The organism is Pricia mediterranea (genome assembly GCF_032248455.1).
Taxonomy (GTDB): Bacteria; Bacteroidota; Bacteroidia; order Flavobacteriales; family Flavobacteriaceae; genus Pricia; species Pricia mediterranea.
Genome location: NZ_JAVTTP010000001.1, coordinates 1,408,606 through 1,432,099 on the forward strand (window position 1 = coordinate 1,408,606; position 23,494 = coordinate 1,432,099).

The 23,494-nt window shown below is 43.5% G+C and carries 21 protein-coding genes and 1 tRNA gene; 12 read left to right on the top strand and 10 right to left on the bottom strand.

Annotation, left to right across the window (positions count from 1 at the left end; genetic code table 11):
* From der to RQM65_RS06005, 3 genes are all read right to left on the bottom strand, one after another.
* The gene (gene der / locus RQM65_RS05995; protein WP_314013395.1) at window positions 1-1,305 is read right to left on the bottom strand and encodes a ribosome biogenesis GTPase Der; all 1,305 of its coding nucleotides are present in this window, start codon (window positions 1,303-1,305) and stop codon (window positions 1-3) included.
* A 174-nt stretch (window positions 1,306-1,479) separates the two neighbouring features.
* On the bottom strand, window positions 1,480-2,367 hold the full coding sequence (gene era / locus RQM65_RS06000) for a GTPase Era (protein ID WP_314013397.1): 888 nt from the start codon (window positions 2,365-2,367) through the stop codon (window positions 1,480-1,482).
* 21 nt (window positions 2,368-2,388) lie between these two features.
* Window positions 2,389-3,762: an alanine/glycine:cation symporter family protein gene (locus tag RQM65_RS06005; RefSeq protein WP_314013399.1), complete on the bottom strand. Its 1,374-nt coding sequence runs from the start codon at window positions 3,760-3,762 to the stop codon at window positions 2,389-2,391.
* Window positions 3,763-4,266: 504 nt separating this feature from the next.
* Here RQM65_RS06005 and RQM65_RS06010 point away from each other — a divergent pair.
* From RQM65_RS06010 to RQM65_RS06050, 9 genes are all read left to right on the top strand, one after another.
* Window positions 4,267-4,339, top strand: a tRNA-Met gene (locus RQM65_RS06010).
* A gap of 744 nt (window positions 4,340-5,083) precedes the next feature.
* Window positions 5,084-5,914 carry a helix-turn-helix domain-containing protein gene (locus RQM65_RS06015; protein ID WP_314013401.1) on the top strand — a complete coding sequence of 277 codons (831 nt, stop codon included), beginning with the start codon at window positions 5,084-5,086 and terminating at the stop codon, window positions 5,912-5,914.
* Window positions 5,915-6,012: 98 nt separating this feature from the next.
* Entirely contained in the window at window positions 6,013-6,393 is a 381-nt protein-coding gene (locus tag RQM65_RS06020) for a cupin domain-containing protein (protein ID WP_314013403.1), read from the top strand.
* Window positions 6,394-6,761: 368 nt separating this feature from the next.
* Window positions 6,762-8,861 carry a PQQ-dependent dehydrogenase, methanol/ethanol family gene (locus tag RQM65_RS06025; RefSeq protein ID WP_314013405.1) on the top strand — a complete coding sequence of 700 codons (2,100 nt, stop codon included), beginning with the start codon at window positions 6,762-6,764 and terminating at the stop codon, window positions 8,859-8,861.
* 40 nt (window positions 8,862-8,901) lie between these two features.
* On the top strand, window positions 8,902-10,359 hold the full coding sequence (locus RQM65_RS06030; RefSeq protein WP_314013407.1) for a tannase/feruloyl esterase family alpha/beta hydrolase: 1,458 nt from the start codon (window positions 8,902-8,904) through the stop codon (window positions 10,357-10,359).
* A 274-nt stretch (window positions 10,360-10,633) separates the two neighbouring features.
* Window positions 10,634-11,554 carry an MBL fold metallo-hydrolase gene (locus RQM65_RS06035; protein WP_314013409.1) on the top strand — a complete coding sequence of 307 codons (921 nt, stop codon included), beginning with the start codon at window positions 10,634-10,636 and terminating at the stop codon, window positions 11,552-11,554.
* A gap of 57 nt (window positions 11,555-11,611) precedes the next feature.
* Complete coding sequence (locus RQM65_RS06040; RefSeq protein ID WP_314013411.1) at window positions 11,612-12,547, top strand: alpha/beta fold hydrolase; 936 nt, start codon at window positions 11,612-11,614, stop codon at window positions 12,545-12,547.
* Between the two features lie 38 nt (window positions 12,548-12,585).
* On the top strand, window positions 12,586-13,098 hold the full coding sequence (locus tag RQM65_RS06045; protein ID WP_314013413.1) for a GNAT family N-acetyltransferase: 513 nt from the start codon (window positions 12,586-12,588) through the stop codon (window positions 13,096-13,098).
* 5 nt (window positions 13,099-13,103) lie between these two features.
* Complete coding sequence (locus RQM65_RS06050) at window positions 13,104-13,637, top strand: dihydrofolate reductase family protein (RefSeq protein WP_314013415.1); 534 nt, start codon at window positions 13,104-13,106, stop codon at window positions 13,635-13,637.
* Between the two features lie 164 nt (window positions 13,638-13,801).
* Here RQM65_RS06050 and RQM65_RS06055 read toward each other — a convergent pair whose 3' ends face one another.
* The 4 genes from RQM65_RS06055 to RQM65_RS06070 form a co-directional block, all read right to left on the bottom strand.
* Window positions 13,802-14,815: a hypothetical protein gene (locus tag RQM65_RS06055; RefSeq protein WP_314013417.1), complete on the bottom strand. Its 1,014-nt coding sequence runs from the start codon at window positions 14,813-14,815 to the stop codon at window positions 13,802-13,804.
* A gap of 18 nt (window positions 14,816-14,833) precedes the next feature.
* Entirely contained in the window at window positions 14,834-15,598 is a 765-nt protein-coding gene (locus tag RQM65_RS06060; RefSeq protein WP_314013419.1) for a relaxase/mobilization nuclease domain-containing protein, read from the bottom strand.
* The gene (locus RQM65_RS06065; protein WP_314013421.1) at window positions 15,595-15,984 is read right to left on the bottom strand and encodes a plasmid mobilization relaxosome protein MobC; all 390 of its coding nucleotides are present in this window, start codon (window positions 15,982-15,984) and stop codon (window positions 15,595-15,597) included. Before RQM65_RS06065 ends, RQM65_RS06060 begins: the two co-directional genes overlap by 4 nt.
* Before the next feature lie 589 nt (window positions 15,985-16,573).
* Window positions 16,574-16,846, bottom strand: a complete 273-nt coding sequence (locus RQM65_RS06070; protein WP_314013423.1) for a helix-turn-helix domain-containing protein — start codon at window positions 16,844-16,846, stop codon at window positions 16,574-16,576.
* A 360-nt stretch (window positions 16,847-17,206) separates the two neighbouring features.
* On the opposite strand from RQM65_RS06070, the gene RQM65_RS06075 reads away from it, so the two are divergent.
* On the top strand, window positions 17,207-18,688 hold the full coding sequence (locus RQM65_RS06075; protein WP_314013425.1) for a Fic family protein: 1,482 nt from the start codon (window positions 17,207-17,209) through the stop codon (window positions 18,686-18,688).
* Window positions 18,689-19,031: 343 nt separating this feature from the next.
* Window positions 19,032-19,823 (top strand): type IV toxin-antitoxin system AbiEi family antitoxin domain-containing protein, encoded by a 792-nt coding sequence (locus RQM65_RS06080; protein ID WP_314013427.1) that lies wholly within the window; start codon window positions 19,032-19,034, stop codon window positions 19,821-19,823.
* Window positions 19,824-20,291: 468 nt separating this feature from the next.
* On the opposite strand, the gene RQM65_RS06085 is transcribed toward RQM65_RS06080, so the two are convergent.
* The 3 genes from RQM65_RS06085 to RQM65_RS06095 form a co-directional block, all read right to left on the bottom strand.
* Window positions 20,292-21,845, bottom strand: coding sequence for a Fic family protein (locus RQM65_RS06085; RefSeq protein WP_314013429.1), 1,554 nt, complete (start codon window positions 21,843-21,845; stop codon window positions 20,292-20,294).
* Between the two features lie 358 nt (window positions 21,846-22,203).
* Window positions 22,204-22,695, bottom strand: coding sequence for a tyrosine-type recombinase/integrase (locus RQM65_RS06090; protein ID WP_314013431.1), 492 nt, complete (start codon window positions 22,693-22,695; stop codon window positions 22,204-22,206).
* A gap of 39 nt (window positions 22,696-22,734) precedes the next feature.
* Window positions 22,735-23,016 carry a hypothetical protein gene (locus RQM65_RS06095; protein WP_314013433.1) on the bottom strand — a complete coding sequence of 94 codons (282 nt, stop codon included), beginning with the start codon at window positions 23,014-23,016 and terminating at the stop codon, window positions 22,735-22,737.
* 196 nt (window positions 23,017-23,212) lie between these two features.
* On the opposite strand from RQM65_RS06095, the gene RQM65_RS06100 reads away from it, so the two are divergent.
* Window positions 23,213-23,455 (top strand): outer membrane lipoprotein-sorting protein, encoded by a 243-nt coding sequence (locus RQM65_RS06100; RefSeq protein ID WP_314013434.1) that lies wholly within the window; start codon window positions 23,213-23,215, stop codon window positions 23,453-23,455.
* Window positions 23,456-23,494: the final 39 nt, after the last annotated feature.

Below are 23,494 nucleotides of genomic sequence, written 5' to 3' on the forward strand. Positions count from 1 at the left end.
TCACTTCTTCCGCATAAACACCGTCACCGGGACTCCCGAAAAATCAAAATTTTCCCGCAGTTTATTCTCTAAAAACCGCTTATACGGCTCCCGGACGTACTGGGGCAGGTTGCAGAAGAACGCAAATTGCGGATAGGGCGTCGGCAGCTGGGTCACGTATTTGATCTTGACGTATTTATCCTTATACGCCGGCGGAGGGGTATGCTGTATAATCGGCAGCATCACATCGTTCAGCTTACGGGTCTTGATTTTTTTCGACCGATTTTTATAAACTTCCACGGCTGTTTCCAGGGCCTTGTAAATACGTTGTTTCGTTAGTACGGAAATAAAAATAATCGGGACATCGACAAACGGTTCGATACTCTGTTTAATGTCTTGCGTGTATTGCTTTAAGGTATTGGTTTCCTTGTTCTCAACCAGGTCCCATTTATTCACTAAAATGACCACACCCTTATTGTTACGCTGGGCCAACCAAAAAATATTGGCGACCTGCCCGTCAAACCCCCTGGTGGCATCGAACAGGATGAGACAGACGTCGCTGTGCTCAATAGCGCGGACGGAACGCATCACGGAATAGAACTCCAGATCTTCCTTCACTTTCGCCTTTCTTCGGATGCCCGCCGTATCGACCAGATTAAATTCGAACCCGAAGCGGTTGTACTTGGTGTCCATGCTATCACGGGTAGTTCCTGCAATATCGGTTACGATATAACGTTCCTGCCCGAGAAGAGCGTTGATAAACGACGATTTTCCGGCGTTGGGCCTTCCGACCACGGCAAACCGGGGCAGTTCGCTGTCATCCGCTTTCTTTTCCGGAAGCACCTCGACCAAGGCATCCAACAACTCCCCTGTACCGCTGCCGTTGATACTTGAAATACCATAATATTCCCCCAATCCCAAAGCATAGAACTCCACGGCATCGGCGGCGCGCTTGGCGTTATCGACCTTATTAATTGCCAATAGAACAGGTTTATCGACTCGGCGCAGCAATTTGGCGACATCTTCGTCCATACCGGTCACTCCGGTCTCCACATCCACCATAAAAATGATTGCATCGGCCTCTTCGATGGCCAGTTCGACCTGCTTGTCGATTTCCTTTTCGAACACATCATCACTGCCCACTACGTAACCGCCGGTATCGATCAAGGAGAAATCTTTTCCGTTCCAGTCGCTCTTGCCATAGTGGCGGTCCCGGGTCACCCCGCTAGCGGCATCGACAATGGCCTCCCGCCGTTGGATCAATCGATTAAAAAAAGTGGATTTCCCTACATTGGGACGTCCTACAATGGCAACTATTGCGCTCATGGCCGATGTTTTTGGGGAACAAATGTAAGGTTTATTGGTTTAGGAGTTGAAAAGTACCGGCGTTTAGTTAGACTATTACTTGAATGATGTCGAATAATCCGTGTTAAAGGGAAGCATGATTGTCGGGGCTGGTTCAAAATTCAAGTGTGCCAAAATACCTTCAAGATTCAGTCGTTAACCATTGTAACCAAATCGCCTTAACTGCCGGGCATCGCTGCGCCAGTTCTTGTTGACCTTGACGTAGAGTTCGATATGCACCTGTTTGCCAAAGAATTTCTCCAGGTCCTTCCGGGCCTCTACCCCTACCCTTTTCAGGGCGCTGCCCTTATGGCCGATAATAATGCCCTTTTGGGAATCCCGCTCGACCATGATGACGGAGCGGATGCGGATGATATCCTCATCCTCCAAAAATTCTTCCGTTTCGATTTCTACGGCATAGGGAATTTCCTTTTTATAATGTATTAGGATTTTCTCCCGGATGGTCTCGTTCACGAAAAAGCGTTCCGGTCGATCGGTCAACTGGTCCTTTGGATAGTACGCAGGACTTTCGGGAAGCAGTTCGATAATCCGCTGGAAAACATTCTTGATATTGAAATTCGTCAGCGCCGAAATGGGATGCAGTTCCACCGTAGGAAGCAATTCTTGCCAATATTCCGCCTGGTTTTCCAGAAGTTCCTGATCGGCGGTATCGACCTTGTTGAGCAGCAATAAAACGGGGACCTTACTGTTCTTTATCCTATCAAAAAAACGCTCATCCTTCAGGGCCTTCTCCCCGATCTCGACCATGTAGAGCAGCACGTCGGCATCCTCAAAGGCGGATTTTACAAAATCCATCATGCTCGATTGCAGCTCGTAGGCCGGTTTGATGATCCCTGGGGTATCCGAAAGGATCATCTGAAAATCATCCCCATTAACGATTCCTAAAATACGATGGCGGGTGGTCTGGGCCTTGGACGTAATGATCGAGAGTTTTTCGCCCACAAAGGCATTCATTAAAGTGGATTTGCCCACGTTAGGGTTCCCGATAATGTTTACAAAGCCGGCTTTGTGTTGTTTATCCATAGGCGCAAAGATACAACCTCATCAACTAAATAAGCTATCGCTTTTCATTTTGGCAAAATAGACCTTGGTCGCTGCATTGACCTTGGGAGCAAGCCATAAGACCGCCAACATATTGGGGATACACATCAACGCATAGGCCAAATCGATTAGATTGATTACAACGGCCACAGGGGCTATAGCGGCAAATGTAATACTGGCGACGTAGTAATAATTAAACCACTTGCCAACCCTGGAATTGGTCAGGAAAGAAAGGCACTTCACTCCATAATACGAATAGGTGAACAAGGTCGATAGGGCAAATGCGGTAACGATGACCATCAAGAGCACGTCACCATACCCGAAAAGGGTTTTTTCGAAAGCGATCAAGGTCATTAAAATACCATCGTTCTGGGCTTCGAGATATGCCCCGCTCAGCAAGATGACAATTGCGGTCAACGTACATACCACAATAGTGTCGATAAAAGGACCCAGCATGGCCACGAGACCTTCCTGAACCGGTTCCTTTGTTTTCGATTGCCCGTGAAACATGGGCGCACTGCCCAGACCGGCTTCATTGGAAAACACCGCCCGTCGGACACCGAGCATGACAAGCCCCCAGAATCCGCCCTCTATTGCCGTTTCTAGGTTGAAAGCTTCGGAAAAAATAAGTTTGAATGCGGGTATAATTCCACCTAGATTGGTTGCCATAACAATAGTCACGGCCAAAAAGTACAATATAACCATGAAGGGCACGATGGTGGAGGCCACATTAGCGATTTTTTTCAATCCCCCGAAGATTACGAACGAGGTAATGACGGAAAGTACAATTCCGACAATGAGCTTCCAGTTGAACTCGCCGATGTTGGCGATCGTCTCGTTAGGTTCCACTACATTCCAGAAAGTCTGGGTAAACTGGTTGACAGTAAAGACCCCTAGAAACCCCACTAAGCCAGCGATACAAAAAAACTGGGCCAAGGGTTTTGCCTTAGGGCCCATTCCCTGCGTGATGTAATACATGGGGCCGCCCTGAAGTTTTCCCTCCTCGTCTTTGTCCCGATACATAATGGCAAGACTACAGGAATAAAATTTAATGCAGATACCGATCAAGGCCGTCATCCATATCCAAAAAACAACCCCGGGACCGCCTCTATAGATGGCAATGGCAACCCCGGATATATTGCCCAGGCCGACCGTGGCTGCCACGGCAGCCGAAAGTGCCTGCAAATGGCTGACCTCCCCTGGATCGTCGGGATCATCATATTTGCCGGCGGTAATACCAATGGCATGCCGAAAATAACGATAGGGAATCAAGCGGGAATAAAACATCAAGAAGAGTCCACCTCCGACCACTAAGACCAACATGATTACCTCGAGAAAGGAAATCGAGCTCAGCAATACATCATTAAATGTGTCCATAGTTTTGGGTAAGCTCCGAAGATATGGATTTTAGGAGTTTTAGGGACCGTGGCGTCTGAGAATAATCTTGTATGCCTATTCGTTTCGAAACCTAAACCCGACGTAGGACTATAAGACTCAGGACAGAGGATTGAAAAATTTTGAAAAAACGGTCCGTTTTTATGCCAAATCAGCCGTCTTGTTTTTTAGTTCTAAAGTCTATCATCTAGCAAAACGAACAATCAGCTGATTATCATATAATTAACTAATTATAAACTCATAAACTTATAAAATGCTTGATTGTTAGATAGAATTCGAAATCCAGGGCCTCCGGCCTAGTCACGGACTTATGTTATTTTGACGTCTAGGCAATTAGTCCGGATAAGGGTTTATTATTTTAAGTACATATTTTATTAAATGGAAAAAGCGTTGTATCTTTGTCATCCGTTAGCGTAAAAAGGCGTTTTCGATATTCTCGTCGGAGGTTATGTTCCGAAGTCGCAAGGCAAGTGAGAAAACCCATATCGCGGGGTAGAGCAGTAGGTAGCTCGTCGGGCTCATAACCCGAAGGTCGCTGGTTCGAGTCCAGTCCCCGCTACTAGAAAAGACAGGGCTTCCGAGAGATCGGGGGCCTTTTTTTATTCCTACTGTACAACATATGTACAACATTTTGACTCTTTAGAAGTCCTATTGAAACCCAAGTGCAAAATTTTAATCCTTTCTAAAACGGTAATGGCGACAGAACATTCTAGAAAAAATTTCTCCTTTTTAATTTTCCTCCTAAAACATACCTAAAACAATTCGGCGGATTCATCGAAAAATCTTGCCAATCCCGTTTCCTTGAATTAACGGAGTTTAATTTCAATCCCGTCGATTTTCGTGGTAGATTCGGACAGGTATTGAAAATTCTTCACCCTGCCTTCGCAAGAAGTCACTTTTCTCTTCCTTCCCCCTATCCACAAAAAAGCGCCCGAAAGGGCGCTCAATTCTAGGTCGGAACTCAAATTTATTTTCTGAAGATTTTAGACCCGTGGAAGGTTTATTTCCGAAAATATTAAAGAAGACGGAAAATGGCACTGATAATGATTTTCTAAATCCATTTTTAGGAAGTGTATCAAAACGGCCGTTAAAAAGTAATTGCCTTATTGACAATATTGGCTATGCTAAACACAATTCGATGTCCAATCAGGTGAGAACAGAAATAAAGATGCTGTGAACCAATTGAATAGCTCACAAATCTTCGAATAATTTTTTAACTTACAGCATCCCCGAAAGCATTTAGGAAAACCATTAAAAATAGATTTAGAAGATGGAGCCACAAATACTAGCCTCACCACTAAATATGGTATTTAATCTGGGGGTGTACAAAATAAAGGACTTTAGAATACCCTACGGCCTGGGCCAAATGGAAATACATGGTTGTCATAGAACTATCTTTCCCCGAAGTGGAGACCTTATTCTAAATCTCTATGTCGGGGATAGTTTTAGGAACAGGATTATTAATTACAATACACCTTGGGCGACCACTAATAAGCTATACATTTCAGGCCTATATTCACAGGGTGCTCTTGAACTTCAGCAAAACGGAAAGGGTGCGGCTTACGCCATTAAAGTGCATCCGGTAATCGGCTATCACCTACTCAAACTTCCTATGCATGAATTGGTCGACAAACAAGTTCAAATCAGTCATTTGCTTGAAACGGAAGGGGTTTTTCTAAGAAATATTGAAATTTCGGAAAAAATCACTTCATTGAACGATACCCACTTAAGGGATTTTTTTAGTTCCATTCTACCCGAAAAATCCAAGTATATCCTAGACCCTATCTATCACGCCGTCAATTTTATAAAAAATAGAGATGGATGCGTCGGGATTCATGAACTATCTTCCCGGTTTTGCATGAGCGAACGTACTTTGAACCGCCATTTTCTTCTTAAGGTAGGGCTTTCGGCGCAGGCTTATGCCAAAATTTGGAAAATCGAACATACCATGCGCTTAATTCAAATATACCCTCAATCGAGTCTTGATGAAATTGCGTTTAAGGCCGGGTATTATGACACTGCACATCTTGCAAGGGACTTTCGCGAAAAAGCTGGTTTAGCACCTTCTTCATTTAGAAAAAACACCTCACCCATGACCAAAGATTATCTGAAGACACAACGGTTTTCGGTTTAATGGCTGATTTGTACAGTATTTCAAGTTGATGTGTTCACTATATTTAACTCTTATTGCTTTGGATTAATGAAACACAAAGCACTTAAAACTAAAATAGTATGAAAATCAACAAAAATGACGTTCCGGTCACCATGGAAGCGCCAGGTACCGTGATGCGCGCACTACCCGATTATGGTGGTATGACCGTATGTTTCAACGAATTGCCAAAAGGAACGGATTTCACCCCCCTATTGAAAGGCTTAACCAATGACAGCTGCCATTGTCCGCATTGGGGCTATGTTCTCGAGGGAGCAATGCTCATAAAATATGATGACGGAACCGAAGAACTACTTGAAATAGGTGATGTTTTCTATTTACCGGCCGGCCATACGGCCATCGTTCAAAAAGACATCAAGTTCATTGATTTTAACCCATCAAAGGAATTCGACGAAGTAATCTCCCATGTCGGTAAAAAGATGGCCGAACAAGATGACAACTGAAACAGGGCCATGCAAGGGCCATTCACCATCAGTACAAATGAGAAACTAATCGATAATATTCATGTGCGCTTTGAAGAAAATTTGAAAATCTGGTCTAGCGAAGATGGCTATAATTGTCGAGAGCAACGTTCTGCCATAAAACCAGGTCCACGGTTTAATCATGCTACTGTAGTATTCAATAAAAACTTTTTATTATCGCAGGAACATGAAAAATTGATTCGGAGACTGAAAGACGAGCCTTGGATGTATGGGTTTTGGATTAGATCGACTAATGATAACAATTCCTTAAAATTATGCATTGGGTAACCAGTACAGTACGGATTTGCACATCCTTGCTATCTCTAATCCATGGCTTAAAACCACTATATATGAATTACCTATCAACCAAACGTTCAATCCGAATTCTAGCAAGTACCCTTATAATTTTAAGCTGTATTGCCTGTGCTGACACTGATAAAGATTCGGGTCCAATCGACGATGCACGATTGGTCCAGGCCGACGAGAGCCCCGCGGAATGGCTATCCTACGGCCGCAATTATTCGGAAAACCGCTATAGTCCCTTACATCAAATCAATGCTGACAACGTCGATAGTCTGAGCCTGGCCTGGAGCCTTGTGCTGGGCACCAAACGCGGTTTAGAAGCAACACCGATTGTGGCTAACGGTATCATGTACTTTACGGGAACTTGGAGCAAGGTGTACGCTGTAGATGCCAGAAATGGGGGGATACTTTGGGAATACGATCCGCAAGTGCCCAAAGAATATGGTGAAAAGGTCTGCTGCGATGTTGTCAACAGAGGGGTAGCCATATACCAAGGCAACATCTTTGTGGGAACGCTTGATGGTAGGTTGATTGCGTTAAATGCCAAGAGCGGTCAAAAAAATTGGGAGGTCGTAACGGTAGATCAAAACAAACCCTATTCCATTACAGGAGCCCCAAGAATTGTTAAGGGCAAAGTTATTATTGGCAATGGCGGTGCGGATTTCGGTGTTAGAGGATATGTTACCGCTTATGATGCAAAGACAGGAGCGCAGCAATGGCGGTTTTATACCGTACCGGGAAATCCGGAAGATGGATTTGAAAACGAGGCCATGGAAACCGCTGCAAAGACGTGGACGGGTGAATGGTGGAAATACGGAGGTGGCGGTACCCCTTGGGATGCCATGGCTTACGACCCAAAACTAGACTTGCTATACATTGGAACAGGAAACGGTTCACCTTGGAACAGGGATATAAGAAGTCCCGAAGGAGGCGACAACCTGTATCTATCTTCAATATTGGCCCTGAACCCTGACAATGGAAAGCTATTTTGGCATTATCAAACTACCCCTGGCGATTCTTGGGACTACACCGCCACACAACATATTATTCTCGCCGATCTGACCATCGATGGTCAGAAAAGGAAAGTGTTGATGCAGGCCCCTAAGAACGGTTTTTTCTATGTATTGGACCGTACCGATGGATCGTTTATTTCGGCCGAACCTTATGTGTATACGAATTGGGCCAAGAAAATAGACAAAACAACGGGTCGGCCTGTTGAATCGGAGTTTGCACGATATCCCAATATGAATTCCCAAATCTCCCCTACTGCCTCCGGAGGGCATAATTGGCAGCCCATGGCCTATAATCCCAAAACTGGACTCGTCTATATTCCGGCAAGCGAAGAAGGTATGTTCTTTGGCCAGCCCTCGAATTGGAAACATTTGAACGACTCAAGGTCATGGAATACGGCAATAGGGTTCGATCCGTCCAACGAGACCCATATAGACTCGATGGCAAATAGAAATTTTGGGAAATTGATAGCCTGGGATCCTATCGCCCGAAAAGAGAAGTGGAACTATTGGCAAAAGTCAGTTTGGAACGCTGGCGTACTGGCCTCAAACGACTTGATCTTTCAGGGAAATGCGGAAGGGGAGTTTATAGCGTTTGATGCGGCGACCGGCAAAAAGGTATGGTCGTTTCCCTTGAACTCCGGGATTATAGCAGCACCTATGACCTATGCAATCGATGGAAAGCAATATGTATCCATTTTAGTAGGATGGGGCGGTGTAAGGGGGCTCTGGTCAAAGTTCACCGATCAGATCAACCCAGGCACGTTGTATACCTTCTCCTTAGGTGGCAATGCCGAAATGCCCGAATTTCCTGAACAGCCAAAAAAGCAATTGGTCGATCTTGAATTTGAAGCCGTTCCCGAACAATTGGAAAATGGTGGACAATTGTTTCAGCGCTATTGTGCCAGTTGTCATCAGATGATGCTGTTCCCGGGCGGGGGATCTATTCCCGACCTGACCTACTCCCCGCCAGCTATTTTTGATTCTTTCCAACAAATTGTAGGTGATGGTACGTTACTAGGTCTTGGTATGCCCAATTTTGGGGATAGGCTTTCGAATGATGACATCATCGACATCAAAGGCTTTATTTTAAGTGTTGCCAAGACAAGAAGGGAGGATGGGGAAAGTAATCCATAAAGTAATTTTTTTCAAAAGAATAACCCGATAAAACTACCTTATGAAAATCTCAAAATTAATCCCGATACTACTGTTTCTCACTTTCATGCCGCTACATGCCCAAAAGAGCGGCGAGGAAATAGACAGACAAAGAACGAAGGTCGAGGAGGCCTTCATACACGATGTTGTTATCCTGTCTACTGCAGTGATCGAACGTTCCGAAGACATTCCGAAACATATATTGATACGGGGCTATACCATGCCCTCCAATTATTTTCTGATGCGGTTTCCGGTGGATGACTGGAACACGAAATTATTTATGAACGGCTGCGGATTGGGATGTGGCACCTTACCAGCCGATATTTCGGGGAAATTAAAGAAAGCCTTGCAACGTGGCTATGCCACGGCCACTATGAACTCTGGTCATTGGGGATCCAGCAATCGCGATTTAACCTGGGCCTATAACAATCCTCAGGCAGAAAAGGACTATGCATATAGGGCTCTTCATGAAACGGTTCGGGCTACCAAGGAATTGATCAAGGTCTTTTATAATCAAGAACCTCTTCTTTCCTATTTCTGGGGATGTTCCGGCGGTGGTCGGCAGGGCATTATGGAAGCCGCACGTTATCCAGAAGATTTTGATGGGATTATCTCAGAGGCGCCCGCCCTTAATTTTTCGGGTTGGGCGGTATTAGCTGCCTGGCTTCGTCAGGCCAATACGGGAGTGGATGGCAAGGATATCCTTGCCAAGGAGGATCTTTCAAAAATCAAAAAGGCCGTATACGATGCCTGCGATAAAGTGGATGGAAAAGTGGACGGTCTGGTCAGTGATCCTTCTAATTGCGCATTTGATCCGGAAGTGCTGATTTGCGAGGATAAAACGAATTGTCTGAGCAGGGAAAAAATAGAAGTATTGAAAAAATGGTACGAGGGACCCATAAACAAGAGTGGGGAAAAGCTTTTGCCTACTGGTCTTTCCCTGGGTTCAGAACCACTTTGGGGCTTTTGGTTTCTTGGGGAATCCACGGAACCATTTGATGAGTTTACGCCATGGAATGAAATATTCCAATATTTAATTTTCAAGGAAGACCCAGGGGCTAGCTATTCCGTACTTGATTTTGATTTCGACGCAGACCCTGAGCGTTTAGAGTTTATGGGGAGCTTATTGAATGTAAACCATCTTTCCATGCAATCCTTTAAAGATAAGGGTGGGAAATTGTTGCTATACCATGGTTTGGCCGACCCGATGATCCCTTACCAATCTTCGGTCGATTATTATAAAAAGAATTATGAGGCTTATGGACATGAGACTATGGATTTCTTCCGTTTGTTCCTCATTCCCGGTATGGACCATTGTACGGCGTTTAGCAATCTTGGAATAACCGATAACAGCGTGGATCCGTTAACGGCACTTGAGGCTTGGGTTGAAAAAAAAGTCCGCCTCAAGAATTGCCAATCATGCGGTATAAAAACGATGGAACGATGGATTCGCAATTTAGTGTGCCACTTTATAAAATGAAAGAATAATAATTGAATGTACGCAATCTGTCGACTAAACAATTTCGATGTTAGGTCGAGCGCAGTCGAGACCTCATTTTAGATAGATATTATCTAATAACCTCTCGACTACGCTCACGGCGACAGTATGATATGAATGATTACGGACAATATGTAACATAAAAATCAAAAACATGAGACAGAATGGATAATTACCCCCGCTACCGATCCTGTATTGTTGGCAGACAAGATTTTAACATATGACCGGTTGATCACCAACGCAAAACAGATGCAAAATGAAGAGAAGAACTTTCATAACCAACATATCCTTTTTCGGAGGCGCACTTTTCGTGCCGTTTCAACTATTCGGCGCAAGCCTTCCCCACTTTATTGAAGGAATATTCCCGTTCAAGGTCGGAAAGTTCAAGTGCTATTCAATAATTGATGGCATTTGGCCCTATGCCTCCTTGGAACTTCTGTTCCACGGGGCCCCTACTGCTGTCCTTAACCAAAAAGCGAAAGAGTTTAACCTTAGCCCGACGAATATCAAGGTTTCCTTACATTTCCTCTTGATCGATACGGGGGAAGAATTGATATTGGTCGATACCGGTGCCGGCGATATGGCCAAGGAACAAGGCGACCAGGCAGGAAGACTAAGGCATAAATTGATCGAAATGGGGATTGACCCCAACGACATAAAAAAAGTGGTCATTTCCCACCAGCACTTTGATCATTTTGGGGGAGTGTGCAATGAAAATGGTGAAATTCGCTATCCGAATGCAACTTTTTATATGGATCGCAAGGAATATGAATCACTGAAAGAGGCATCCGGATGGGAGGCCCAAAGACTGAAAAGCATCGAGGAAAAATTAGAAACGACCCAGGATGGGCAAGAAATCTCAAAGGGCATAAAAGTTCTAAAAGCTTACGGGCATACGCCTGGGCACATCCATTTAATGATTCGATCCGATGGTGAAGAAATGTTATATGTCGGAGATACTTTTGGTCACGAATTACATTTCGAATACCCCGATTGGGCTATGAGCCATGAATATTCAAAGGAAAATGCGGTTCAAGTGAGAAAGGAAACCTTAAACAGGGCGGTAAAGGAAAACTTGACCTTATTTTCATGTCATTTGCCATTTCCAGGTATTGGAAAGGTCGAAAGGAAAGGTGAAAGCTTCAAGTGGAATCCAACATCTTCAAATAAAGGTTAACCGATGTGCACAAAGGCTTTATGTCTTGAGCAATGAATGAACACTAAAATGAACGTTATGAAAATCTCAAAATTGATTCAGATACTACTGCTTTTAGTGGTCTTCGTGGGCTGTAAAACGCACAATATACGGGTACAAACTCAAACGGAAGGCAGGTCGGTCGACCAGCCCAAATCGGTCGACATCCGCGGAGAAGATCTCCACTACATTGAACAAGGGTCAGGCGAACCCCTCATATTCATTCATGGCACCATCGGCGATTACCGGGCATGGATTTCCCGTATGGAACCCTATTCGAAAAACTACCATGTCGTATCCTACAGTCGCCGCTATGCTTGGCCGAATGAACAGGAGTTCGACAGTTTGGTCGATTATTCCGTACGTATCCATGCCGATGATCTGTACGCCTTGATTCAGGAACTCGGTTTTGAGAAGGTACATTTGGTCGGGCATTCATACGGGGCATTAACTGCCCTAACCATGACCTTGGACCATCCTGAGGTAGTACAATCATTGGTGCTGGGCGAACCCCCGGCAGCCTCTTTGGTCGAAAATTCCGAAAAGGGTCAAGAGAGTTTCAATGCATTCATGGTAAACAATCTCAGACCGGCGGCCGATGATTTCAGGGCCGATAGAAATCAAGAAGGTCTGGAACATTTCGTTCAGGGAGTGATGGGCGCAGACTTTCGATTGGCCCAAGTACCGCCAGAGGGCAGGCAAGCATGGATGGACAATCTGTTGGAACTCTGGGGATCGGCCATTACGGAGAGTTTTTTGCGGTTGGATCCCTCAAGAATAAAATCGTTGAAAGTTCCTGTATTGTTGTTGGTCGGCAATCGCTCCCCACAATGGCTGGTGGAAATTTCAAGGGAACTGGACGGCTTGCTGCCCAACAGTGAATTGGTGACCTTGAAAAATTCCTCCCACGGATTGTATTTTGAAAACCCCGGGGATGCGGATCGGGCGGTCATGGAATTCCTTGAAGAACATTGAACGGATTACAGCAACCAAACAAATACTAACTTTAAGGTATGCAAAAGGCAAGTGTACAGTTGCGGGCGTTAAAACATTCGGATGTCAGCACCATGGCCCGACTAGCCAACAACAAAAAGATCTGGAATAATGTACGGGACGCTTTCGGTCACCCCTATACCGAAAAAAATGCCAGGGAATTTATTGAAAAGCAAAGCCAGAGCGATACGGAAAAGGTTTTTGCAGTCGATTACAACGGCGAACTCTGCGGACTGGTCGGTTTAATTCTCCAGAAAGATGTGTATCGAAAATCTGCCGAGATCGGCTATTGGATCGGCGAACCGTTTTGGGGCCAGGGCATCGCTACCCAAGCCGTGGGACTTTTGACAAGGTATGCTTTCGACAAATTGGTGTTAGTTCGTTTATATGCCGGAATATTCGAATACAACGTAGGTTCGATGCGCGTTTTGGAAAAGAACGAATTTGTCAAAGAAGGCATCTCCAAAAAGGCCGTATTCAAAAACGGGAAATTTTGGGACGAGCATCGGGGTGCGCTACTAAATGAAGGGTAAATGCTATGAAAAAAATCATCTATTACGTTGCCACCTCCATTGACGGTTTTATCGCTGGGCCAGACGAGGACGCCAGCGATTTTACCGCAGCGGGAGAAGGGGTAAATCAATATTTGGCCGATTTGAAGGACTTCCAAACAGTCATTATGGGCCGTAGAACCTATGAGTTCGGTTACAAATTCGGATTGGAGCCGGGCCAACCTGCCTATCCGCACATGCAACACTATATATTTTCAAAGACGCTAAATTTCGAGGATCAAAGTGATCAACTGACTATTTGCGACTATGACCTCGACATTATAAAAAAGCTAAAGCAATCCTCGGAAACCGACATTTATCTCTGCGGGGGCGGTATTTTTGCCGGTTGGCTGTTGGAACACAAAATGATAGACGTGTTAAAAATCAAGTTGAACCCATTGATTTTAGGTGACGGCATCACCATGTTTGGTGCGTCAAAAAACACCGGTCAACTTGAACTTCGCGAAAGCAAAATGTACAATGACGGGCTTACCATAAATACCTATGGTGTGTCCTACTGATTTTTTTAAACACCCTTTCATTACCATTTCAAGACCCCACCTTAAGTTTACCCTCGATTCATCATTGTTGAGGCCACAACTAGCTGGCACATTAAAAGTATCCGTAAAGCCTCAGGATTCGTTATCCAAACCCTATCTCTGAATTTCATCATGTTAGCCCATACCTATGCCTTTCCTCCCCTGGTGTTAAAAAATTCTATGCAGTCCTTCGGGGATTTCTCGAAGGATACCTGTTTGCCCTCCGCATATTGGCAATACGACTTAAGGCTCAACCGTTCGAACCGTTCTCTATATTTTTGCCTCATGGCCCCATAGAGGTTCGGGAACATCCACGGCAGGAATATGGCCGTCGGGCTTGGGCGGATTTCCTTTTCGGGCTTGTCGTTCAGCTGTCCGTCCAATACTTTTTCGTTTTCTTGGATAAAGCCGGGAGAAGCATAAAAATCGATTTGCTTAGGCAATGGTATTTGGCCCATGTTCAGTTTGACCCGATGTCGATGGGAATTCGAAAATCGGAGCATGCCCCGACCGTAATCGATGCCAAGGCTTCGAACGAGCTCGAAAAGAATCTCCCGTTCTTTTGGCGTATCGAACAACTGCCTGTCGCTCGCCTGTTTTATGAGTTCGACCTTGCCTTTTAATCGTTGTTCTTCCTTGACCGATTCCGCAACATAAAGTTTGTCCTTTACGTAGTGGAAATGTTCCTGTATCCTATTGCCCAAACTCCTATCGTCGGTAGGCAGGTATTTCTCCAAGAACAGGAAACGTTCCAATTTTATCATTTCCTTGGCCAGTGGTTTTATGCCTATCCTATCGATATGTTTAGAAAAAAGGAACTTCTTCCCCGAATTTCGATAGGTGTTTTCATATGCCTCCTTGATGCACTTTTGAAGTTCCAGTTTTAGCTGCTTACTTTCCGCATTAATCTGAGTGTCTCCAGTCTTGAACTTTTCGGGGTTCTTGCGGATTGGGATATAAGGTGCGATTTCGTCGCTTCTAAGAACGTATCCCGATTTGTCATAGATGGTAAAATCCACGGGGTTTTCTTGCTCGTCATATTCTATTTTACAATCCAGATTTTGATAGGATTCCAGAATGTCGGGCAACTGTTCGAGATTTATGCTCTGGAAAAGTCCGTAGGTAGTCTCCAATTGTTTTTCCAGCCGTTTTTTTACCATCGGCAACAGTTTTGAGCTTTAGTTCTGTTCGAACACCTTTTGCAGTTTTGGGCCGCTTAATTGGGGGTGCACAGTATAGCCGTTAATAAATCTCGATTTGTAGCCATCTTTTATGGCAACACCGTAAGACACTCCTATCCTACCGTTTCGCTCAACGGTTCTTAATTCGATATGATGGTCTTTGAGGTGCCCGGCCAGTTCCTTAAAACTGCGCACCTTGTACTTTTGCAGGGCGATGTTCACGATGTCCTGTATATAGAACCTGACCCCGTTAATGTCGCGGTTCCTGAATTCGGGCATCTCGTATTTGGGAAGTTCCTTGGTCAGTTTCGTAGCGGGCGATGGGGAAAGTCCGAATTCTTTTTCGAGGTATTTCTGGATGGCTATGCTCCTTCTGATATCGTTGGAGAGGTTGATCTGCAAGCAGTCTTCCTGTTTGGTGGACGAGACGATATGCACATGTTCGTGCTTGGTATCATGATGACGGATAACGACATAGGGCTGTTCGCCATAGCCCATGTGTTCCATATAACTTTTGGAGAGTTCAAAGAAGTCCCTGTCGTTCAAGTGCTCCCCACGGGGAAGGTTCAATGAAGCGTGTAGATATCTTTTTTCTGAATCATGACGATTGCCAAGATGATACAATACCCTGCCGAAAAACTTCATGTCGGTACTGGTATCGGAATACGTATTCTGGAACCCGAGTATTGTACTTTCTTCTTTTCCCAATACATACTTCAGCACGCCCTGTACGCTTTTCCGATAAAGTACCCTTGCTATCATTTTTGGTTCTTGACGTTTATGATTTCGATAAGTTCGAGCATCAGTTCACTGGTCTTTTCCATCTCCCGTTCGAGGTTCGAGTTCGGACTGCGCATGTTCTTGTGGTTGGCCACCTTGACCAGTTGGTTGATGTTGGTGCCTATCTTATTGATCTGGTAACTAAGGTTCGAGATACCGTCGGGAATACGTTTTTCCTTTACAGTTTCTTTGTTCAAAATAAGCTTTCTCAGGAACGGACCGACAGTTCCCCTTTTTCCAAAATCAAGATTGTAGGATTGCAATATGGTCTTTACTTTTTCCAGTTCCGTGCCGTTGAACCTAAGCGTAATGGCATGCATCCTTTTCTTGTCCCCCAATCGTTTTCTACCACCTTTGTTGCTAGCCATTTTTTATCTCGATTTTAATCGGATTTCACTTCGTAGAAGTAGGCAGTTTTGCGCTGTGCAAAACATCACTTGCTATCCACCTTCGTGGATAAATACAGTATATAGAATTTGAATATAACTAACTTATTATCTATTATTTGACTCGTAAAATCATATCGAACCATATGAGACTATTTGGGTACAAAAACGAAATCTATCCGGTCTAATATGGTCTTTAAAAAATTAAGGAAATATGGAATATTCAGGTTTTTTGTGGGCAGGGGGAGAAAAGGGCAAGCGGTTTTTTTACCGCTTGGGCTTTTGTGCGGCCGCGAGGTTGTCGTTCAAAACTGGAACGGAAAGACGACCGAAAGCGGGCGGGCGAAGGTCGTCCGCTCGGGAGGATTGGAGTGAAAGGATTGCATGACTTCCCCAGGAGCTTGGGCACAATATGTCCTAGAAACAAATGGTCAAAAAGTAGAATCCTTTTGACATTTCATTTAGCGATAAACCCTAAAAATTGGGGTTTATCGCTAAATGATATATAATGGGAAAGCGTATAATCTATGGAGTTAGTAATTCCGATTTGACATGAAGAAATTAGTTGTCATCAAAAAGGCTCTTTGGCGTGTGCTTCAAGATATTCGATGATGGAATCCCGGTCGTAAACGATGTGTTTCTTTTCGGGCTGCGAAAACCTGATCTTGCCCTCATCCCTTAATTTCTGTAAGGTGGTAGGAGATTTTATTCTCAGCATCTGCATCGCTTCTTTTTTGCCGACCCACTTATCTGCAATGACAGGTTTTATTTCGGATTTGACATACTTTATAACTTCCCCAATTAGGGTCAAAAATGCTTTTTCTTCTATACAGATTACGTTCATAGATTGCCAATATAACAAATGATTTTTGGTATTTCCAAATCTGAAAACAGATGAAAATACATGAAAAGAAATTACGCGATGATTACGCTTAAGATGGAAACTTTAGACTAAGAAAAGAGAAAGACCGGCACAAATTCAACTATTACCATTTGCCTGATTAGGTATCACAAATTGTGATACCATAAGTCTTGTGTTGGAAAATATTTTGCTAAAAGTAGGCTATACTAGAAAGTATTTTGCCCAAAACGAATCGTCAGCGTTTTATTGGAAGGACATAGAAACGATTACAGTAGAAAATATTTTACTTTAAATGGGTTATATTGGAAAATATTTTGCAATTTTGTCTTTAAAATAGTTATAGTGGAAAAAAATACGCCTTTACATCTGCAAGAAATCATCTATGGTTCGCCAGACTCGGTAACTTCCCGTAGGATATCAAAGTGGGAAGACGAAGGTATCGTACGCAAAATTGCACCAAGAATCTACACCTCGAATCTTGAAGATATCCCGGCAGCTATTATACGCCGTAACCTGTTTCCTATTCTTGGAAATTTATATCCCGATGCCATATTAAGCCATCGATCTGCTTTCGAGTTCGCTCCAACGGCAAACGACCAAATCTTCGTGACCTATAAATACACTAAAAAAATACAACTTCCCGGCATTACCATACGTTTTATGGATGGACCAAAAGCGATCGAGGGCGACACTTCTTTCTCAGGAGCGTTGATGGTTTCGCAACGAGAACGTGCCTTGCTCGAAAACCTTCAGGTTTCACGACAGACTGGTGCGGATTCCAAAACGCTTGCCTATCCTCAAATAGAGGAAAAACTAGAAAAAATCATCCGCGTTAATGGAGAAGATGAACTCAACCAAGTTCGTGACCGTGCCAGGGATATTTCCAAAGAATTGGGAATGGAGAAGGAGTTCAAGAAGCTCAATAAAATTATAAGTGCCTTATTGGCCACACGACCTGCCAGAGAGCTGAAATCGCCCGTGGCAAAGGCACGGGCAATAAACAGTCCTTATGACCCTGCCCGTATGCAATTATTCGAAATCCTTTTTAGGGAATTGAAACAACAAGAGTTCAAATACCGTGAGGAACAGAATACGAGTACGGAGGCATATCGAAATTTTGCGTTCTACGAAAGTTACTTTTCCAACTATATCGAAGGCACCGTTTTTGAGATTAACGAAGCAAAGCAAGTAATCGCCACTCAGCAGCCCCTACCTGCACGAAACGAAGATTCGCACGATGTGCTAGGAACCTATCAATTGGTTTCCAGTAAACGGGAAATGAAAATAGTTCCATACTCCGCTGAGAATTTTTTAGAAATTCTTCAATACCGCCATGCAATTCTACTCAGCGCGCGCACCGATAAAAAACCCGGCAAATTCAAGGATAAGAACAATCAGGCAGGCGACACAACATTCGTTGATATGGAACTGGTACGAGGCACATTGTTACAGAGCTTTGACTTTTATAAAGCATTGACACATCCTTTTGCAAAGGCTGTTTATATGATGTTCGTCGTAAGCGAAGTACATCCTTTTTTGGACGGCAATGGCCGTATCGCGCGCGTAATGATGAACGCTGAACTATCCACGGTCGATCAGACCAAAATCATTGTCCCCACCGTCTATCGCGAGGATTATTTAGGAGGATTACGGAGATTGACAAGAAACAACGACCCTAAAGTTTATATCAGGATGTTAGAGCGTGCACAGGCATTTAGCGACACTCTTTTAGGAAACAACATGGAGGCGATGGAAGTTGTTTTACGGGCAAGCAACGCCTTTACCGAAAGCAATGAAGGGGTTTTGAAAATCGTCGATTCATAATAGAATTTGGCTATTCTAAATTCGGAAAATCTCGAAAAGTGTTGGGCAGCAAAACGCAGGCGGACAATTCTTCTTCGGTCGCTTGGTCTTTTGTCCTCAAACTTAAAACGGAAATTCCGAACAAAAAGAGAGGAATCGGCATGAGATTATAAATGGCTCTTTGACCAAAGAGGTATCACATTTTGTGATACCTTAAATCTAGTAGTTTGGTCTGCCATATGCTTTTCAGCTTTCGATGTTAAATAGGAATAGGAACAACAAGAAGAGTTTATTTTTGAATTTTTTTAGTAAAAATTCGAGTTTATCCCCAAAAAATGGTAATTTACTCGAAATTTTACTAAGGTTGGATGTATCCGAATACATAAAAGTCTGTTTATCAAGGGAAGAATACTCCTTTACTTGGGATGAGCTAAGGGGTGCCATTGGTAAACCCACCACTGCCATCAAAAAAGAAGTAACCTATTTAACCTCCAAAAAGGAGTTAATTGCCTTACGGCAAAATTTCTATTTGATAATACCCCCTAGGTATGCCACCCAAGGGAAACTTCCGATTGAACTTTACATACACAAATTGTTTAAATATCTCAATAGGGAATATTATTTGGGAGGGTTCTCCGCGGCAAAGTTTCATGGGGCATCTCATCAACAAATTCAAAAAGAATACGTCTTTACCACAAAGCCTGCTTTGTTATCCATCTCAAAAGGAGGTATGGACATCCAATTTTTTACACTTTCCAATTGGCCAAAATCGAATATCATTCGTAAAAAATCGGATGCCGGATATTTTAATGTCTCGGATCCTATTTTGACCATTGCGGATCTGATTTATCATCAAACGAAATTGGGCGGTCTAAATAGAATGTTGGCCAATATCGAAGAGCTTCTTGAAGAAGTGCAACTGTCAGATTTGCAAGAACTCTTAAAATGGTATCCAAATAAAAGTGTTTTACAGCGCTTGGGCTTTCTGATCGAGTATCTACAGCCTGAAAGCGAATTGCTGAACCCTATAATGACCTACTTAGTAAATAACCGATATTATCCCGTTTTACTGAACACCTTTGACAAGGGCAGACCGGGGGCAGTTGACAATGGATGGAAAGTGGCTATAAATCTTGAATTGGAGAGCGATATATGATACCCAGACCGGACATCGCACAATGGCAGAAGCATGCACCTTGGAAATCATTTTTTCAAGTGGAGCAGGCAAGCGTGAAGCAAAAATTCCATAGATCCTATGTCGGTTCGTCCATGGTGTATCCAATCTCTTAAAGGATGACCAATAAAATAGTTGCGATATACTACAAATTATGTAGCTTATCGCAAACAGAATATGTAGGTTAGAGACTTTTGAGTTTCAGATTAGAAGTTGCTGGTAACATACTATGGTTAATTGGGGTATAATGGATTTGGAATTCAAGAATTCAAAACCGCATCCAACGCATCATCGGCATCTTTCTGGATAAAATTTGCCTGATACATGATGGTCGTTTTTAAATCACTATGTCGATATAGTTTTTGCAACATTAGGGGCGAAATGGCATCCCCTGCGTTGTGTCCGAATGAATGTGCTTGAACGGTAGTTTAATTTCTTGGATAAATACTTTCATACTAATTTCTTCGCTATCGGCTTTCCCTGTAAACCGGCATCTACGAGATACGCCATAAATTTGGCAAAAGGTTCGATATTATTTTCAACACTCGCACTTTCAAGTGCCTGCATATAGCTGTCCCTTTCTTCTATCGGAATTACAGTCCATGGATACCCCCCTGAGATAAGCATCACGTTCATTAAGAAACGACCCATACGACCGTTTCCATCCATATAGGGGTGTATGTGCACAAAGAAAAAATGTCCCAGTACCGCACGTACGCCAGCCACTTTTTCAGATGCCAGCAACTCAAAGAGCAAGGGCATTACTTCCCGTACACCGTGCACATTAATCGGGGTATGAATGGACTGACCAATATAGACTTGGGCATTTCGGTACCCTGCCAAATCCGAAGGTTTTAATATTCCAGTGGTAATGCTGGGACCAAATAATTCCCTGTACCAATCACCGTGTTCTTCATCTGTGACCTTCCCCGGATTCTCTCCTTCGAAAATTCGCTGAATACTTTTCTTGACCGCGTTGAATGCCAACCAGTACCCCCTAGCGGCCATGGCATCTTTTTGTTTCAAGTCTGCTTCATTATCTTCCAGATTCCATTCTCCACTTCGAACGCGCTCGATCAGTTCCGGAGTTACCTTATATTTTTCAATGGATAACGAATGATAGGCATCGGTTACATAGATTTCATCGATTTTTTCCATGTATGATTTCAAATCATCAGGAATGCCTGGGGCTTTTGGAAAGGCTGCAATTACAACTTCCCTCATTTCTTGCCACATCAATTTTATTCGATTTACATACGGAGATCGTTCTCTTGGGTCAAATTTTATCGGAGACGGTTCTTTGAACGGATCCGTTTCCCTGACATCATATCCGGCAGCTATCATTGTTTTTGAAATCTCGTCTGCAATTTTATCTTGTCCCAGATTTCGATACGCGCCGACCAGTCTTCCGGCAATGGTGGAGTGTCCGCCTTCGAGTAAGATTGGAAGCAATTCGGATGCGTCCCGTATCATCATAAGTGCGGTTCTCGAATCAATGGATTGTTTCGTGAATGTTGACGGAGTACTATGCACTATGGAAGAAGCTAGACTAACAATTCGTATTCCGTTGCGGGTTTCGATTTCCGCTACATCTGGCAAGGGCGATTTCATAACGAATATCGAAGTACCAAATAGTAATTTTGTAACTGAATTGTTGCCTTTGGTAGACCTTACGATCAATTGCCCTGGCACAACATTGTTTCCGGCATGGAACATCAAAGATTGCTCTGCCGAAATACAGTAATCCTCTCCGTAGCGATCTTGTAAATATCTTGCGGAAAAGTCCCAAAAGGAGGTAAACCAAGAGGTACTATCGCCTTGTTGTTCGTCATGCGGTGTGCCGATGTACCATCCTTTAACTACTTCCTTTATAAATCCATTTTTAATCAATCTCTCTTTATGCACCCTGGACAGATCATCGGCCTTAATAGCAACGATGCCCGAATCTTGTAGTGCTTTGAGCCTTTCCAATGATTCCGCTAGTTTTTCTCCCGGTGTTGCCATTTTAATATTTTAATTTTGCGGATACGCCTTCATAAATTTCTAGGCATAACCTAAGTCCAATATCGGACGTTAATTATTAACTGATGTTGTGCTTAAATTATTATTAGAAGATGTGTGATAATTATTAATTGATGCTGTGTTAAAATTATTATTAAATGCTAAAATAGCAAATATCAATAATCCAACCTGTAAATTTCATTTATTTTTAAAAATTTTACAATGAACTCGTCTTGAGTTGATGTTTGGAACCGAGAATGAAGGCTTTTGTGGTCTGATGAAGCCAAAAATGGCAAAATCAGGACACAAAATGCGAAATTCGCAGGTAAAAGATGAACTCAAGACGAGTTCAATAACCTTTTTAAGAATTCAAAACAGCATCCAAGGCATCATCCGCATCTTTATGGATAAAATTTGCCTGATACATGATGGTCGTTTTTAAATCGCTATGCCGATACAGTTTTTGCAGCATCAGGGGCGAAATGGCATCCCCTGCAATATTACCAAAAGAGTGGCGGGCAATATGGTTGGAAAGCGTTTTTGTAATCCCGCATTTTTCGGCAATCTCTTTTAGATATTTGTTAAGTACAGCGGTTCCACTGCGGGTCTTTACAAATATGTCTCGCTTGCTATTGGGATTCGCTTTTTTCAGATAGGGAAAAATATAACCGGCATTTGACTGGCGCAACGGTCGGTAAAAACCTAATATCTCCTCGGCCTGATCGGGAATTTTTAGGCTTACCGGCTTTTCGTTTTTGTTCATGGTATAATAGAGACGGCCGTCCATCAAATCGGCCCATTTCATTTGCAGCACGTCCGAAATCCGGATTCCTGCAAAATAATAAGAGAACAAACCAGACGTTTCGGGTATGCCACATAGGGCTGTCTTCCTCTAGTCCCACGTTTTCAATGCGTTTGATCTCTTCCTGCCCTTGAACTTCGAGTAATCGGTAAGTTCATCCTTAAATCCGTTGAAGATCTCTTCCTCTGTGGGCTTTTTGCTTCCCAATAGATTGCCAAGGGCATAGACGCCCTTTCGAAGCAATCGGGCCTGTTTTTCACCCATCTGTACTTGGGAAACGGTATGCAGTATTTCCCTAAACCCTTTTTCCCTATGATGATCCAATAGCTGCAAAGGGAGATTGGGCCTAACCACCTCCACCGACCGTACCATTCAGCTTTCGGGGCATATGTTGCGGCAGTCCGTCATGGGGATCCGATAGGTCGTACGAAGATGCGATGGAAGATCGAAAACTCTATGAAATGTACGATGTGGAAATCATTGGCGAAAAGACCATGGACGACTGAAATGTCTGAATACTTGAACTCAACGCCAAAGTGGATGATGCCACCTACGAAAAACAGAAAATGTGGGTACACCAAGAACGGCTCGTACCTTAAAAATAAGAGATGTATGCCAAAAGCGGACAATTATTAAAAAAAGGTTGTTGCTCAGCGATGTACAGCAAGAAGACGGCTGCTGGTATCCCATGGCCATGAACTATAAAGACGTGCTCAAAGACGGCAAAGGCATCGATTTCATCGTGACCCAAATAGAATTCAACACCGAAATACCGGAGTATATTTTTAGTAAAGCGGGGTTGAAGCAGTAAAAATGAATTACCTTGATGCGGATCTTCGATTTATCCCAA

Coding starts and splice junctions, on each gene's coding strand:
- der (WP_314013395.1), bottom strand. CDS start 1,305: ATGAGCGCAATAGTTGCCATTGTAGGACGTCCCAATGTAGGGAAATCC.
- era (WP_314013397.1), bottom strand. CDS start 2,367: ATGGATAAACAACACAAAGCCGGCTTTGTAAACATTATCGGGAACCCT.
- RQM65_RS06005 (WP_314013399.1), bottom strand. CDS start 3,762: ATGGACACATTTAATGATGTATTGCTGAGCTCGATTTCCTTTCTCGAG.
- RQM65_RS06015 (WP_314013401.1), top strand. CDS start 5,084: ATGGTATTTAATCTGGGGGTGTACAAAATAAAGGACTTTAGAATACCC.
- RQM65_RS06020 (WP_314013403.1), top strand. CDS start 6,013: ATGAAAATCAACAAAAATGACGTTCCGGTCACCATGGAAGCGCCAGGT.
- RQM65_RS06025 (WP_314013405.1), top strand. CDS start 6,762: ATGAATTACCTATCAACCAAACGTTCAATCCGAATTCTAGCAAGTACC.
- RQM65_RS06030 (WP_314013407.1), top strand. CDS start 8,902: ATGAAAATCTCAAAATTAATCCCGATACTACTGTTTCTCACTTTCATG.
- RQM65_RS06035 (WP_314013409.1), top strand. CDS start 10,634: ATGAAGAGAAGAACTTTCATAACCAACATATCCTTTTTCGGAGGCGCA.
- RQM65_RS06040 (WP_314013411.1), top strand. CDS start 11,612: ATGAAAATCTCAAAATTGATTCAGATACTACTGCTTTTAGTGGTCTTC.
- RQM65_RS06045 (WP_314013413.1), top strand. CDS start 12,586: ATGCAAAAGGCAAGTGTACAGTTGCGGGCGTTAAAACATTCGGATGTC.
- RQM65_RS06050 (WP_314013415.1), top strand. CDS start 13,104: ATGAAAAAAATCATCTATTACGTTGCCACCTCCATTGACGGTTTTATC.
- RQM65_RS06055 (WP_314013417.1), bottom strand. CDS start 14,815: ATGGTAAAAAAACGGCTGGAAAAACAATTGGAGACTACCTACGGACTT.
- RQM65_RS06060 (WP_314013419.1), bottom strand. CDS start 15,598: ATGATAGCAAGGGTACTTTATCGGAAAAGCGTACAGGGCGTGCTGAAG.
- RQM65_RS06065 (WP_314013421.1), bottom strand. CDS start 15,984: ATGGCTAGCAACAAAGGTGGTAGAAAACGATTGGGGGACAAGAAAAGG.
- RQM65_RS06070 (WP_314013423.1), bottom strand. CDS start 16,846: ATGAACGTAATCTGTATAGAAGAAAAAGCATTTTTGACCCTAATTGGG.
- RQM65_RS06085 (WP_314013429.1), bottom strand. CDS start 21,845: ATGGCAACACCGGGAGAAAAACTAGCGGAATCATTGGAAAGGCTCAAA.
- RQM65_RS06095 (WP_314013433.1), bottom strand. CDS start 23,016: ATGGTACGGTCGGTGGAGGTGGTTAGGCCCAATCTCCCTTTGCAGCTA.